The organism is Xanthomonas arboricola pv. guizotiae, assembly GCF_002940205.1.
Lineage (GTDB): Bacteria > Pseudomonadota > Gammaproteobacteria > Xanthomonadales > Xanthomonadaceae > Xanthomonas > Xanthomonas arboricola_C.
On sequence record NZ_MDSK01000034.1, the window covers coordinates 14803 to 29191 of the forward strand.

Here is a 14389-nt window from a genome sequence, read left to right on the forward strand (position 1 = left end):
GGTGGTGCTCCTGCCAAGCTGGAAGAGAGGTGTGTCGCAATGCGAATGACAGACACTGGCCGAGCCCATGTCCGCGATGCCGCACAACGTGGGCGTCGTCCTAGCCTCGCAGAGCGCAGTGCGGGGAAGCTGTCGTGACTGCGCTGATGCCGACATCGCTTCGTGCAAGCGCGTGTGCCATGAGGCAAGCTGAGTGCGGCAGGACGACGACAGAACAGCCTGACGCGCTGCACGCGGCACCTGCCTTCGCTGTGCAGCGCTGCATGAGGCAACCACAGCCTGTGCAGACGCTCGCCACCAACGCAGAGCTGCAGCGTGGTGGTCGTTCGGTGGTCACGCAGCGCGCGGACGTCATGGCCGGCAGTCCATGCAGCTTGCGCGGCGCGGGTGCGCACCTGCCCACCCTGGCAGCGCGTTGACCAGCATCCCCGGGAATCACCTCACACTGAAGGGCACCGCGGGGTCCCGCCAAGGCGCTGCCCCCATTCCGCACCAGTGGCCCGTCCTGAAGCGAGTGACCGTATGAAGATCGTGATCGCACCCGATTCCTACAAGGAAAGCCTGTCCGCGCTGGAGGTGGCCACCCAGATCGAGGCCGGCTTCCGCGAGGTGTTCCCCGACTGGCAATACCGCAAGGTGCCGGTGGCCGATGGCGGCGAAGGCACGGTCGACGCGCTGGTGGCGGCCACCGGCGGGCGGGTGATCGACTGCACGGTCAGCGGCCCGCTCGGTACCCCCGTGCAGGCGTTCTTCGGCTTGACCGGCGATGGCCGCACCGCGGTGATCGAGATGGCCGCCGCCAGCGGCCTGGCGCTGGTGCCGGCGGCCGCGCGCGACCCGCTTTGTACCAGCAGCGCTGGCGTGGGCGAACTGATCCTGGCCGCGCTGGATGCCGGTGCGCGGCGTTTGATCATCGGCATCGGCGGCAGCGCCACCAACGACGGCGGCGCCGGCCTGGCGCAGGCGCTGGGCGTGCGCCTGCTGGATGCGCAGGGCGAGTCGATCGGCCCCGGCGGCGGCGCGCTGGCGACGCTGGCGCGGATCGACACGCAGGATTTGGACCTGCGGCTGCAGGACTGCCAGTTCGAAGTGGCCTGCGATGTGGACAACCCGCTGATCGGCCCGACCGGCGCCTCGGCGGTGTTCGGCCCGCAGAAGGGCGCCACCCCCAGCATGGTGCGCCAGCTCGACAGCAACCTGCAGCACTACGCCGAGGTGCTGCAACGCGACCTGGGCCTGCGCCTGCACGAGCTGCCCGGTGGCGGTGCGGCCGGCGGCCTGGGCGCGGCGCTGGTGGCCTTTCTGGGCGCGCGGTTGCGGCCCGGTGTGGAGATCGTGGCGCAGGCGCTCGGGCTGGACGCATTGATCGCCCAGGCCGATCTGGTCATCACCGGCGAAGGCCGCCTGGACAGCCAGAGCCTGTACGGCAAGACCCCGGTGGGCGTGGCGCGGCTGGCGCAGCGGCACGGCAAGCCGGTGATCGCCATCGCCGGTTGCCTGGGCAATGGCGCCGCGCTGCTGCATGGGCATGGCATCGATGCGATGTTTGCGGTGGTGCATCGCGCCTGCACGGTGGAGCAGGCGCTGGCCGAGGCCGCCGGCAACGTGCGCGTCGCCGCACGCAATGTGGCCGCGGCGCTGCAGGTGGGCCAGGCCTTGGCGCAGCGGCCTGCGAGCGCGGACCTGCGCTGACGGCAGCGCGCGATGCCGCGCTCGCAGGCTGTGCACCAGGCCGTCGACACGCGATCCACTGGCGTGGTTCGCCTGAGGCGTGAGCGCAGCACGGGACGCTGCGCCGTCACGCACGCAGCGAACGTGCCACCGTGTCCTGCTGGATGACCGCGTGCAGCGCATCGCAGAACTCTGCGGCGTGGACCTGCGCACTACCGACGACCGCGTGCGCCTGTATCTGGCCTTGCAGATGCGCCACGACGGCGCGAATGCGCGACCGGGCCCGCCCCGTGACGGGGCGCATGCGCTGCGCACAACGCATCTTCTGTGCGATGGCGCACGCAACGCTGCGTTGGCAGGTATGTGCGGTCCGCTAGACTGCCCGGATTGCCCGGGGCAAAGCGAGCATTTCATTGAGCCACTGCGACGCCGCCGTGTCATCCACCTCCCGCGAGGCCGAGCGGCTGTCGCGGCTGGCGCTGCTGCAGGTCGTCGATACCGATGCCGAGCCGTTCTTCGATGCGCTGGCCGCCGCCGCGCAGGCGATCGCCGGCACGCCGATCGCGCTGGTGTCGCTGGTGGACGAACGTCGCCAGTGGTGGAAGGCCAATATCGGCCTGCCCGACGCCAGCGAAACCCCACGCGAACTCGCGTTCTGCGCCTACACCATCCAGGACGATGCGGTGATGGAAGTACGCGATGCGCCGGCCGATCCGCGCTTTCGCGACAACGCGCTGGTCACCGACGCGCCGGGGATCCGTTACTACGCCGGTGCGCCGATCGTGTTGTCCGACGGCTTGCGCATGGGCACGGTGTGCGTGATCGACCAGCGCCCGCGCGCGCTGGAGCCGGCGCAACTGGCCGCCTTGCAGCAGCTGGCCAGGGTTGCCGCCGAAGGCCTGGAGCAGCGCCGGCTGATGCTGGAGCGTCAGGCGGCCAACGAACAGCTGCAGCAACGCCTGCGCGAGAGCGAAGCGTTCCTGGAACGCACCGGCCGGGTCGCCGGCGTCGGCGGTTGGGAAGTGGACGTGGCCAGCGGCACCCTGACCTGGTCGGATCAGACCTGCCGCCTGCACGACCTGCCGGCGGGTTACCGGCCGACCCTGGCCGAGGGGATCGGCTTCTATCTGCTCGATGCGCGCGCGGTCATCACCGAGGCGGTCGAGGCCTGCGTGCGCGATGGCACGCCCTGGGATCTGGAACTGCCGCTGGTCAGCGCCACCGGCCGGCAGCTGTGGGTGCACAGCACCGGCTCGGCAGAGCATGTGGAGGGGCGCACCCGCCTGATCGGCGCGATCCAGGACGTCACCGACCGCCATCGCGCGGTGGATGCGCTGGCCGCCAGCGAACGCAAGTTCCGCAACATGTTCCAGTACAGCCTGGGCCTGATCTGCACCCACGACATGGAAGGCCGCCTGATCAGCGTCAATCCGGCCGCCGCGCGCTCGCTGGGCCGCAGCGTGGACGAGATGGAAGGCCGCTCGCTGCTGCAATTCATCCGTCCCGAGCGGCACGCCGCCTTTCAGGGCTATCTGTCGCGGATGGTGCTCGACGGCCAGGACGCCGGCGTGATCGAGCTGGTCGCCAGCGATGGCAGCCTGCGCCACTGGCAGTACCGCAACGTGCTGGACGTGGAGGCCGACGCCACCATCGTGCTGGCGCACGCCCAGGACATCACCAACCAGTACCAGCAGGAGAAGCAGCTGCTGGAATGGTCGTTCACCGACCCGCTCACCAACTGCTACAACCGCCGCTTCCTGGACGAACTGGACAAGCGCGACCCCAGTGTGCGCTGGGGCTGCGTGGTGGTGGATCTGGACAAGTTCAAACTGGTCAACGACACCTATGGCCACCAGCGCGGCGATGAGGTGCTGGTGCAGATGGCCTGGTTCCTCAATCACCCGCTGCGTCGCCAGGACCACCTGGTGCGGCTGGGCGGCGATGAATTCCTGGTGCTGCTGCACGCGGCCAGCGAGCCGCAGCTGGAAGAGCTGGTGCGCACCTACCTCGCGGCCAGCGATGAGGCGCCGATCCTGTTCACCCTGGGCACCGCCTTGCGCCAGCCGGGCGAGGCACTGAGCGCGGTGCTCGACCGCGCCGACCATTCGCTCTATGCGATTCGGCGCGCGCGCCGCGGCACGGGCGTCAACGACCAGCGCTAGCGTCTACCGATCCGATCCGATCCGATCCGATCCGGACGCGGGACGGTGGGCGTTGGCTGGGACGCGTTCGAGCAACCACAAGGACTCCTGCACGCTGGACTGCGAGTTCTACAACGAAGCCACCTGTTCAGCCCGATCGGGCGCAAGATCGGCAGAAGACGCGTTCGATTTCTGAGCCGACCTTCGCCTGCCGCATGTGACCAGAATGCGGCTCTACACCTCTCATCGGAATGGACACCTTCGGCCGTCATCGTCTCAGCCGCAAGAGCAGCTCCGCTGTGAGTACCGCAGTTGCGCGCAAACGCACCCCCGGCCTTGGGATCCGGGGGACATCGCCGGAGCGGCTGCATTCTGGCTAGCACACGCGCAACGCTTCGCTTGATGAGCCACCACTTTCCGAGCTATCGGCTAAATGCCAGGGGTTGTGCGCTACGTTCAGAACGACAACGACCGTCGTCGTGCACTACCGGATTTTATGAAGATCAATAAAGCGCCATCGCACAGCGGCATTGCCTCGGGCGATACGCCGCAGTCACCGGCACCCGCAGATACACCGCCGCGGCCGACGACAGCCGGCGCAGCCGGCCCCCTGAGCGGCCTCAAACGAAAGGTGAAAAAGGCGCTTCCCGGCATGCTCTGTTCCGGAGCAAAACAAACCACGAACGGTTCCGAAGCTGCCAGTCATCAGGCAATGACAATGCAGCCGGCAAATGCGGCCCTGGCAGGTATCGAAATGGCACTGTCCAGACCGGGCGAAACAGTAACCGTGGACTTGCAGCGCCAGCGTCCCCCACAGGCGCTGACCCCAGAGCAACGGATCAGTTCGGATGTACAGGTGCGTCTGCGCTACGCCGAAGAGCAAGGCGCACGCAGGCTGGACATCGAGAGCAGTCTCTTCCATGAGCCGGGAGCTCAATCGGTCACCACGCACGGATCCAAACCGTTGCTGAAGGCGGCGGCATCGGCGGCGCTGGCGCCTGGTCTGCAGGGGCTGGACCACATGTTCACCTCCGTATCGCCGCCTATCCCTCACGCACTGCCAGGCCCTGCTGCCGAGAGCAGACTTTCGCCTACGCAGATTGCGTTGACCGGCGTGGCACGCTGGCCAGACCCGCTCTTCAATCAGGAGTCGACACCAGAAAATCAACAATATGGTCGCCGCTTTCATTCCACCGCCCGGGACGGCGGCGCACGCATTGCAAGCGGGCAGATCCAAAGCTTCCGGCAACTGTGGGATTTCGTCGGCGCAGCGCGTCATAGCTGGGCCAGCCAGCAAACAGCGCAGACAGGTGGTCCCGGCAAGCCAGAACACGAGAACGCTGAGCCATTTGCGGCGGGTTACCCACGGCAGGCGGACGGCGGCACACCCCTGGTAGAGCGCTATGCGTATCTGTCGCAACGCGCGCGCCAGCTTCCGTTGGTTCGGCAAACCAACGACCTTGTTGCCGACGCTGCGCAACCGATGCCCGACGGGTTCATGGCACATGATGTCTTCGAAATGGCGGGCGAATTGAATGGGGAGGTGGTTCCTCTCACGCAACTACGGCTGGCGGTGAATCCGGAAGACTTTCAGCATCCGCTCGCCGAACAGGCGCGCACAGGACACCAAGAACCGCCTGCCATCGCTCTTCCATCTTGCATCGCGCACACCCCTTTCGAACTGGTGCAGCCGATCATGAACCATGTCGAAAACCTGTTTGGCGACCTGGTTGCGCGAGCCCACGATCGCGCCGAGTTGATGCCGGCGCTTGGCAACCTGCATTGGTGGATGGCTCATGCGATGCCCGACCTGCGAGGAAGCGCCGCAAAGACCGAATTGGCCATCCGTGCGTTGGCGAACGCGCATGGTGTCGAGCTGCCCCCATTCGCGCGTGGAAATGTGCCGGACCTGGAAGCCTTCCTCACCGATCGAGAAAGCTTCAGCACGCACTACGCAGATCTGTTCGAACGGCCGGATCACGAAACCGCTGCATCCACGCGCGACTGACGCGCCGCCAGGAGTCGGTTGAAGAGACGCGGGCAGCATGGCGGATGCCCTCAAGCACATCGTGCGCCGCCGCCTGGGCGACTGCTCAGGCTGATGGACTCCATTGCAGGGCAATTAGGAGCTGGCAATCCTCCGCTGCGCTGCCATCGGGGCGTGTCCTGTCCGCAGTAAGTGCGGAGGGTAGAGCGCTGCGTCCAGACAAGGTCATTACTGCGCCTGACGCCATCCGGGGTTGTGGCATGAGTCGGTTTTCGCGCACCCTCGTCCTGCGCCGGTCGCCGCGTGTTGGGGCGAGCGGTATGCGCGATCTCACCTGCGGTTGCGGCCGCTCTTCCCCGAGGTGTCCTGCATGCTTCTTGTTGTTGCCTCTCATCGCGCTTGGTCGCGTCTTTCATCAACGCCGCTGTGGCGCCGCGCCGCCGCCGGCCTGTGCCTGCTGGGTGTCACTCTCGCCGGTCCGCTGGCCGCGCAGGACCCGGCGCAGGTCAACACCTTCATCGGCAGCAAGGACGACGGCAATACCTTCCCCGGTGCGTCGGCACCGTTCGGCCTGATCCAGGTCAGCCCGATCGGCGCGCATTACGCCGGCTGGCGCTATGACGACCCCAGCATCCGCGGCTTCGGGCATTCGTTCCTGTCCGGCGCCGGTTGCTGGGAGCAGGGCGGGCAGGTGTCGATCCTGCCGGTGACCGGCCGCATCGGTCCCGGCGGCGACTTCGACACCGGCGATGCCAAGGCCTTCGACCAGAAACGCTATGCCGCCCGTTACACGCACGACGGCGAAGTGGGGCAGGCCGGCTACTACAAGGTGCGGCTCACCGATTACGGCGGCATCGACGCCGAAGCCAGCGCACTCACCCGTGCCGCGGCCGAGCGCTATACCTTTGCGCCCGGCGCCGACACCGGCCATGTGCTGGTCAACGTGGCCCAGGCCAACGACCGCCACGTAGTGATCGGCAGCCAGGTGCAGCTGGTCGGTGACCGCGTGGTGGAAGGCAAGCTGGTCACGCAGAGTTTCTGCGGCGGCCACGAGTACACCACCTGGTTCCGGCTGGAATTCGATCGCCCGTTCACCGCGCACGGCATCTGGGGCGAAGATGGCGGCGTGCCCGGCGCACGCCACGGCATGGGCGGCGAACTCAAACCCAATGGCGCCTGGCTCAGCTTCCCGCTGGGCACCGGCAAACACGCGCGTGCGGTGACCGTGGTCAGCGCGATCTCGCATGTGGATGCCGAAGGCGCCCGCACCAATCTGCGCGCCGACGGCATGCAGGGCGGCAAACCGCTAAGCCTGGAGCAGATGCGCCAGCGCGCGCAGCAGGCCTGGCGCAAGGAACTGGCCAGCCTGCAGCTGGAAGGCGCCAGCAACGATGACCGCAGCGTGGCCTATACCGCGCTGTACCACGCGCTGCTGCAACCGCTCACCGGCAGCGATGCCGATGGTCGCTACCGCGGCTATGACGATGCCATCCACAACGCCGATGGCTGGACCTACTACGAATACTTCTCGCTGTGGGACACCTATCGCTCGCAGAACCAGTTGCTCGCGCTGCTGCGCCCGCAACGTGCGCGCGATATCGGCCGCTCGCTGCTGGCCATCCACCGGCAGGGCGGCTGGCTGCCGCGCTGGGGTTACGCCAACTACGACACCAACATCATGACCGGCGATCCGGTGACGCCCTTCCTGGTCGACCTGTGGCGCTTCGGCGCGCTGCAGGGCAATGAGGCCGAGGCCTACGCGGCGCTCCGCCAGAACGCCTTCGGCCAACCGCCGATCAACTCGCGGCATTCCGGGCGCTCGGGCAATGCGAGTTATCTCGCCAACGGCTTCGTGCAATACGACCGCGCGTTTCCGTCCAAGGGCATGGACGTGGACCCGCACCACGGCGGCTCGGCCACACTGGAATACGCGCTGGCCGATTGCGCGCTGGCACAGATGGCCCACGCCCTGGGCCATGCCGAGGACAGCACGCAGCTGCGCGCGCGCGGCGGCAACTGGCACCGCGTCTGGGACGCCACCGTGCGCGATGCCGATACCGGCTTTGCCGGCTTCCCGCGTCCGCGTCTGGAAGATGGCAGCTGGTACGCGCCGTCCAACGACCAGTACAGCCCACGCTCGCAGCACGGCTTCCATGAAGGCACCGCCTGGCAATACCAGTGGCTGGTGCAACAGGACATCCCCGGCATGCTGCAGGCCATGCACGGCACCGAACAGGCAGGCAAACGCCTGGACACCTTCTTCGCCTACGACGACCTGCTCAAGGACCCGCGCAATGGCGCACGCACGCACTGGGTGGTCGGCCCGTATAGCTACTACAACCAGTACCGCTACAACCCTAACAACGAACCGGACCTGCACGCGCCGTGGATGTATACACTGATCGGCCAGCCGTGGAAGACCGCCACCGTGGTGCGCGCCGCGCAGCAGTTGTTCACCAACGCGCCCAATGGCGTCACCGGTAACGACGACCTCGGCACCATGTCGGCCTGGTACCTGTTCAGCGCCCTGGGCCTGTATCCGGTGGTGCCGGGTAGCGGCCAATTCCTGCTGCACACCCCGCGCTTCAAACGCGCCACGCTGGACCTGGGCAATGGCAAGCGCCTGCGCATCGACGCCCCCGGCGCCGACGGCCGCGCGCTGCAGTACGTGGAAGGCGTGCGCTTGAACGGCAAGCCGCAGCCACAGGTGTTCCTGGACTGGGCGCAGTTGCAGCAGGGCGGCACGCTGTCGTTCGCGCTGACCAGCCGCGCCCCGACCCAAGGGTGGGGCACGCAAGCGGATGCGTTGCCGACCTCGTTCTGTGCCACGCCAGCAGCGCAGTGAGCAGCACGTGCTCTTGATCCGCCGGATGCCCTGATCCGTCAGACCGGCGGATGAAAACCCCTCCCCCATCGGGAAAGAGGGGCTCGTTGTTCCCTTCTCCCGCTGGGAGAAGGTGCCCCGAAGGGGCGGATGAGGGTAGGAGGCGAAGCCACTGGCCAAGCTGGATGACAGCAGGCTTGGTCCGTTCTCCCGGCGGGAAATGGTACAGCTCGCCTCCATCGCTTCATTCTTGAAGGCGCGTCGCGACGCGTCCGTCATCGCAGGCACGTGCTGGATGTCCGAGGCGCCCCTCATCCGGCGCTACGCGCCACCTTCTCCCCCAAAGGAGGACAATGTCCCAGCGGGAGAAGGGAGTGCTGGCATTGCCCCGGTGTTCTGCAAGCCTCTCGCGCGCGGGCGAGGGGGACATCGCGCCTCACCCGGCCTGGTTCAACCGGCTATTGCGCCGCCCATACGCCAGATACACCACCACGCCCAGCGCGTTCCACAACAGGAACCATCCCTGCGTCTTGCTCGGCAGGCTCCAGAACAGATACAGGCAGCCGCCGATCGCCACCGGTCCCACCACCCAGGCCAGCGGCGTGCGGAACGCCCGCGCGCGGCCTGGCTCGCGCACGCGCAACACCAACAGGCAGGCGGCCACCGCGGTGAACGCCGCCAACGTGCCGGCATTGGCCAGCGCGGCGATCTCGTCCAGCCGCGCCACGCCCGCCAACGCTGCCACCAGCACCGCCGTGAACAGCGTGATCGCCACCGGTGTGCCGGTGCGTGCATTGACCTTGGACAAGCCGCGCGGCAACAGCCCGTCGCGCGACATCACGAAGAAGATCCGGCTCTGCCCGTACAGGAACGCCAGCAACACCGTCGGCAGCGCGATGATCGCCACCGCACCGATCACCAGCGCCGCCTTGCCATGGCCCAGTTCGCGCAGGATCAGTGCCAACGGCTCCGGGCTCTTGCCGAACACGGTGAAGCTCATCGCCCCCACTGCCGCCAGCGCCACCAGCACATAGATCAGCGTGCAGCCGATCATCGAACCGACGATGCCGATCGACAGGTCGCGCCCCGGGTTCTTGGTCTCCTCGGCCGCGGTGGAGATCGCATCGAAGCCGTAGAACGCGAAGAAGATGATCGCCGCCGCCGCCATCACCCCGCGCTCCACGCCGTCGGGGCCCATCGCCTTGGAGAAGCCATACGGCATGAACGGCTGCAGGTTGGCGCTGTTGAAGGTCGGCAACGCAATGGCCACGAACACGCCGAGTGCGATGATCTTCAACACCACCAGCACCGCATTGAGCGTCGCGCTTTCCTTGGTGCCGGCCATCAGCATGCCGGCCACCAGGAAGGTGATCGCCACCGCCGGCAGGTTGACGATGCCGCCGGCATGCGGCCCGGCAACCAGCGCATGCGGCAAGCTCACCCCCAGCCACTGCAGGAAGCCGACAAAGTAGCCCGACCAGCCCACCGCCACCGTGCTCACCACCAGCGAGTACTCCAGCACCAGGCTCCAGCCCACCACCCAGGCGATGCTCTCGCCGAGCGCGGTGTAGCTGTAGGTGTAGGCGCTGCCGGCGGCCGGCATCATCGTGGCCATCTCCGCGTACGCCAGCGCCGCGCAGGCGCAGACGATGCCGGCCGCCACGAACGACAGCAGCACCGCAGGGCCGGCCTTGTCGGCGCCCACGCCAATCAGCGTGTAGATACCGGTGCCGACGATGGCGCCGATGCCGAGCGCAATCAGATGCGGCCAACTCAGGCTGCGGACCAGTTGCCGGCCGGCCTCGTGCACAGTGACCTGATCGATGGATTTGCGCCTGAGCCAAGACGACATGCGGACCTCGCGGGAATCAAACAATTCGCGAGTGTCGCCCAACGCGCCGCAGCAAAGCTATCGGTCCAAGGTCATGCGGCGGTGGCGGTCGTGCAGGGCACACACGCGCACGGCATCCCCGTGCGCCCTACAGACCCATCACCGAGCACGCCCACCCTATATGTCACTGCCGAGGCGATTCCCAAATCGCCACTCCCGAATCTCCGCTCACTCAACCGACGGGCGATGCGGCGGGCGCGCGTTGCGATAGATCAGCTGCACTGCCCAGGCACCGGCAAGCCCGACCACACCGGCAGCGAAGTGGCTCCAGTCGAGCAACTGCGGCGCTGCGCCATTGGCTTCGTGGCCCCACAGGTTGAACCACAGCAGCACCAGCGCGGTGACGCCCATGCCGATCCAGAACCACAGCCGGGTTCCGCCGATTGCATAGATCAAAAACGGCAACGCCGCGCCGATCAAAAAATGCACCGGGAAAAAATACACCGTGCCGTAGGGCCGCGTCAGGTACCACACGATCGCCGCAAAGGTACCCAGAAAAGCAAACAGGCCCAGCGCCAGCAGGCGGGTTTGGTTGGTGGCAGTGGTCATCGGCAAGCCTCGCAAAAGCAGAGCCCCACCCTACCCATGCGCAGGTCACGCCGAGGTCAATGCGCTGCAATCTGCCTGCAACTCCATCACCGCGGCGCTGTCTGGCCCGCTTCGCGCAGCGGCTGCAGACATCTGCGCGAAGCGCCCTGATGTGCTGCCTTGGCACAGTGCGCGCGCCACCCAACTGCGCCCTGCAGCCGCCGCCGGCCGGCAAGCCACTGACGCAGCCCCTGCGACCGGCCCGGCTACACTGCGCACATGTCATCCGAATCCCTGATCCTTCTCGGGCTGCTCGTCGCAGTCCTGGTGTTGCAGCTGATCACGCTGCTGCGACGTCCTTCCACCAGCGGCCTGGAGCTGGCGCTGCGCGCCGAGCAACGCGACGGTCGCGGCGAATTGCGCGAGCAACTCGAAGGCCTGGCGCGGCAGCAGGACGGCCGCCTGGAAACCTTCGCGCGCAATCTCACCGAACTGTCCACGCGCACCGACCAGCGCCTGGACCTGTTGCGCGACGCGCTCGGTGAAGATGCGCGCAAGGCCCGCGAAGAAAGCGCCCTGGCGCAACAACGCACCGGCGAACTGCTGACCCTGCGGCTGACCGAATTGCGCACCCAGCTCGACGGCTTCGGCCAGCAGCAGGAAACCCGCATCCAGGTGTTCGGCCAGCAACTGACCGAACTGATCGCACGCACCGACACCCACATGGCCGCCCTGCGCGACGCGCTGGCCGAGGATTCCCGCAAGGGCCGGCAAGAGGCCGGCGAGTCGCAGCAGCGCTTCACCGAGGCCTTGGGCCAACGTCTGACCGAACTCACCCAGCGCAACGAACTGCGCATCGGCGAACTGCGCGCCACGCTGGAACAACAGCTGGCCAACCTGCAGAACGACAACGCCAGCAAGCTCGAACTGATGCGCGCCACCGTCGACGAAAAACTGCAGACCACGCTCAACACACGCCTGGATGCCTCCTTCAAGCTCGTCTCCGAACGCCTGGAGCAGGTACAGCGCGGCCTGGGCGAAATGCAGCAGCTGGCCACCGGCGTGGGCGACCTCAAGCGCGTGCTGACCAACGTCAAGGACCGCGGCGGCTGGGGCGAGGTGCAGCTGGAGAACATCCTCGAGCAGACGCTGACGATGGAGCAGTACGCGCGCAGCGTGCGGGTCAGGCCCGACAGCGCCGAAGCGGTGGATTTCGCGATCCGCCTGCCGGGGCGTGGCGACGACACCGTGGTGTGGCTGCCGGTCGATGCCAAGTTCCCGCGCGAGGACTACGAACGCCTGATCGATGCGCAGGAAAAGGGTGACCTCGACGCGATCAGGAATTCGACCGCCCAGCTGGAGCGCGCCATCCGCATTCAGGCCAAGTCGATCAGCGACAAGTACGTCTGCCCGCCGCAGACCACCGACTTCGCAGTGATGTTCCTGCCGACCGAAGGCCTGTACGCCGAAGTGATCCGTCGCGCCGGCCTGGTCGACCTGCTGCAGCGCGAACATCGCGTGGTGCTGGCCGGCCCGACCACGTTCACCGCCCTGCTCAACAGCCTGCAGATGGGCTTCCGCACGCTGGCGATCGAGAAGCGTTCCAGCGAGGTCTGGCAGGTGCTGGGCGCGGTGAAGAGCGAGTTCGGCAAATTCGCCGGCATTCTCGAAAAGGCCGAGCGGCAGATCAGTACGGTCGGCAAGAGCCTGGGCGAAGCCAGCCGCAAGACCCGCACCATCGAACGCCGCCTGCGCGGCGTGGAAACCCTGGCCAGCGAACAGTCCCAGGCGCTGCTGGACGATGCCGGCAGCGACGACACCGGAAGCAGCAACGAAGACGACGGCAACGACGAGCAGGAGTAATCCTGCTGCAACAAGCCACGGCGTAGGAGCGCACCCGGGCGCGACCAGGCATTACCGATAACGCCTCATCGCGCCCGGGTGCGCTCCTACCAACGCAGGTCTCCGGCGTGTGCTCTTGCGCCGATAGCCAGCACGCCACGCAGACATCGCCACCGCGATGCTGGTACCCACCTGGTTCAAGACGAGAGTTTCAACATGGCAACCCGATGGATCCACGCAGTGCTCTGCGCGCTGCTGCTGACCGCATGCAGCAATACCCCGGCGGCCAGGTCGGGCGCTGCGGCGAACGCTCCACAGCCTCCGCGCGCCGTCTCCGCCGACGCAGCCGACTGCACGGCAAAGGGCGGGCAACTGCGTCCGGTCGGCCGCATGCAGACGGTGCGTTGCGTGGTGCCGTATGCCGACGCCGGCAAGACCTGCAGTGACAACTCCTACTGCAGCGGCGATTGCCTGGCCACCAGCATCGTGCCGACCGGCACCGCGACCTCCGGCACCTGCCAGCGCGACAGCGACCGCTTCGGTTGCCGCCAGGAGGTGGTTGGCGGCATGGGCCAGGCCGCGTTGTGCATCGATTGATGGCTGCGAACAGGGTCAAGCGCGCGCACAGGCCGATCAGCCGATCGGGCCGTGCGCGTCGCGTCAGATAACTGCAAGCGCCATGAGCCAGCGGCATCGCTCGCTCCACCCTGACGGTTTATGCTTTCGGCTCCACCTGTCCAGGACGCACCGATGAGCCAGACGCTGTACGACATCCCTGTGGCCCGCATCGACGGTGAGCCCGCCACGCTGGCCGACTATCGCGGCAAGGTGTTGCTGGTGGTCAACGTCGCCTCCAAGTGCGGGCTGACCCCGCAGTACGAAGGCCTGCAGGCGCTGTATCGCGACAAGCAGGCACAGGGGCTGGAGGTGCTGGGCTTTCCGGCCAACGACTTCAACGGACAGGAGCCCGGCAGCGAGGCGGAGATTGCGCAGTTCTGCCAGCTCACCTACGACGTGAGCTTTCCGATGTTTTCCAAGATCGCCGTCACCGGCGCCGAAACCCATCCGCTGTATCAGGCATTGACCAGCGCCCGCCCGCAGGCCACCGGCGATGGCCCGATGCGCGAAAAGCTGGCCGGCTACGGCATTACACCCAACCCGGCACCGGGCGTGTTGTGGAACTTCGAGAAATTCCTGATCGGCCGCGACGGCCAGGTCATCGATCGCTTTGCGCCCGACGTGCCGGCAGACGATGCGCGCCTGCGTGCAGCGGTGGATGCGGCGCTGGCGGCGTAGCACCTGGCGCGGTGGCGAACTGATTTGATCCGCGTCGCTGCGATCGCTGTTTATATTGCCGGTGATCCGCGCCATCTAAGGGGAAGGCCTTGCCGGCGGAGTTCCCTCCACGCGAGATCGCGGCCCGGACGGTGCTCCAGCTACCCCAGCCGCCACCGTCAGCCGGAAGGCCGTAAAAGACCAGCGCACAAAAAAGCCCGGGATCGCTC

The 14389-nt window shown here is 67.1% G+C and carries 10 protein-coding genes; 7 read left to right on the top strand and 3 right to left on the bottom strand.

Annotated elements, in window-relative coordinates; genetic code table 11:
- Positions 1–522: 522 nt before the first annotated feature.
- Positions 523–1692 (top strand): glycerate kinase, encoded by a 1170-nt coding sequence (locus XarbCFBP7408_RS17615; protein ID WP_104564058.1) that lies wholly within the window; start codon positions 523–525, stop codon positions 1690–1692.
- A 106-nt stretch (positions 1693–1798) separates the two neighbouring features.
- Here the strand turns inward: XarbCFBP7408_RS17615 and XarbCFBP7408_RS23530 are convergent, their stop codons facing one another.
- Positions 1799–1930, bottom strand: coding sequence for a hypothetical protein (locus XarbCFBP7408_RS23530; RefSeq protein WP_429001413.1), 132 nt, complete (start codon positions 1928–1930; stop codon positions 1799–1801).
- A 154-nt stretch (positions 1931–2084) separates the two neighbouring features.
- Here XarbCFBP7408_RS23530 and XarbCFBP7408_RS17625 point away from each other — a divergent pair, with 154 nt between their 5' ends.
- The 3 genes from XarbCFBP7408_RS17625 to XarbCFBP7408_RS17635 all read left to right on the top strand — a co-directional run bounded on the left by XarbCFBP7408_RS17625 (position 2085) and on the right by XarbCFBP7408_RS17635 (position 8644).
- Complete coding sequence (locus tag XarbCFBP7408_RS17625) at positions 2085–3833, top strand: sensor domain-containing diguanylate cyclase (RefSeq protein ID WP_104564059.1); 1749 nt, start codon at positions 2085–2087, stop codon at positions 3831–3833.
- Positions 3834–4308: 475 nt separating this feature from the next.
- Positions 4309–5820, top strand: a complete 1512-nt coding sequence (gene xopAH, locus XarbCFBP7408_RS17630) for a XopAH/AvrB family type III secretion system effector (RefSeq protein WP_104564060.1) — start codon at positions 4309–4311, stop codon at positions 5818–5820.
- A 349-nt stretch (positions 5821–6169) separates the two neighbouring features.
- The gene (locus XarbCFBP7408_RS17635; RefSeq protein ID WP_104564061.1) at positions 6170–8644 is read left to right on the top strand and encodes a GH92 family glycosyl hydrolase; all 2475 of its coding nucleotides are present in this window, start codon (positions 6170–6172) and stop codon (positions 8642–8644) included.
- A gap of 415 nt (positions 8645–9059) precedes the next feature.
- On the opposite strand, the gene XarbCFBP7408_RS17640 is transcribed toward XarbCFBP7408_RS17635, so the two are convergent.
- Both XarbCFBP7408_RS17640 and XarbCFBP7408_RS17645 read right to left on the bottom strand, forming a co-directional pair.
- The gene (locus tag XarbCFBP7408_RS17640; RefSeq protein WP_104564062.1) at positions 9060–10475 is read right to left on the bottom strand and encodes an amino acid permease; all 1416 of its coding nucleotides are present in this window, start codon (positions 10473–10475) and stop codon (positions 9060–9062) included.
- Between the two features lie 207 nt (positions 10476–10682).
- On the bottom strand, positions 10683–11063 hold the full coding sequence (locus XarbCFBP7408_RS17645; protein WP_104564063.1) for a hypothetical protein: 381 nt from the start codon (positions 11061–11063) through the stop codon (positions 10683–10685).
- A 258-nt stretch (positions 11064–11321) separates the two neighbouring features.
- Here XarbCFBP7408_RS17645 and XarbCFBP7408_RS17650 point away from each other — a divergent pair, with 258 nt between their 5' ends.
- The 3 genes from XarbCFBP7408_RS17650 to XarbCFBP7408_RS17660 all read left to right on the top strand — a co-directional run bounded on the left by XarbCFBP7408_RS17650 (position 11322) and on the right by XarbCFBP7408_RS17660 (position 14180).
- Entirely contained in the window at positions 11322–12905 is a 1584-nt protein-coding gene (locus XarbCFBP7408_RS17650) for a DNA recombination protein RmuC (RefSeq protein ID WP_104564064.1), read from the top strand.
- A gap of 171 nt (positions 12906–13076) precedes the next feature.
- Entirely contained in the window at positions 13077–13481 is a 405-nt protein-coding gene (locus XarbCFBP7408_RS17655; protein WP_181106870.1) for a hypothetical protein, read from the top strand.
- A 153-nt stretch (positions 13482–13634) separates the two neighbouring features.
- Positions 13635–14180, top strand: a complete 546-nt coding sequence (locus XarbCFBP7408_RS17660) for a glutathione peroxidase (RefSeq protein WP_104564065.1) — start codon at positions 13635–13637, stop codon at positions 14178–14180.
- Positions 14181–14389: the final 209 nt, after the last annotated feature.

Excerpts from the sequence above, each read along its gene's own strand:
- XarbCFBP7408_RS17660 (WP_104564065.1), top strand. The coding sequence starts at position 13,635 with ATGAGCCAGACGCTGTACGACATCCCTGTGGCCCGCATCGACGGTGAG.
- XarbCFBP7408_RS17650 (WP_104564064.1), top strand. The coding sequence starts at position 11,322 with ATGTCATCCGAATCCCTGATCCTTCTCGGGCTGCTCGTCGCAGTCCTG.
- XarbCFBP7408_RS17640 (WP_104564062.1), bottom strand. The coding sequence starts at position 10,475 with ATGTCGTCTTGGCTCAGGCGCAAATCCATCGATCAGGTCACTGTGCAC.
- XarbCFBP7408_RS17635 (WP_104564061.1), top strand. The coding sequence starts at position 6,170 with ATGCTTCTTGTTGTTGCCTCTCATCGCGCTTGGTCGCGTCTTTCATCA.
- XarbCFBP7408_RS17615 (WP_104564058.1), top strand. The coding sequence starts at position 523 with ATGAAGATCGTGATCGCACCCGATTCCTACAAGGAAAGCCTGTCCGCG.
- XarbCFBP7408_RS17645 (WP_104564063.1), bottom strand. The coding sequence starts at position 11,063 with ATGACCACTGCCACCAACCAAACCCGCCTGCTGGCGCTGGGCCTGTTT.
- xopAH (WP_104564060.1), top strand. The coding sequence starts at position 4,309 with ATGAAGATCAATAAAGCGCCATCGCACAGCGGCATTGCCTCGGGCGAT.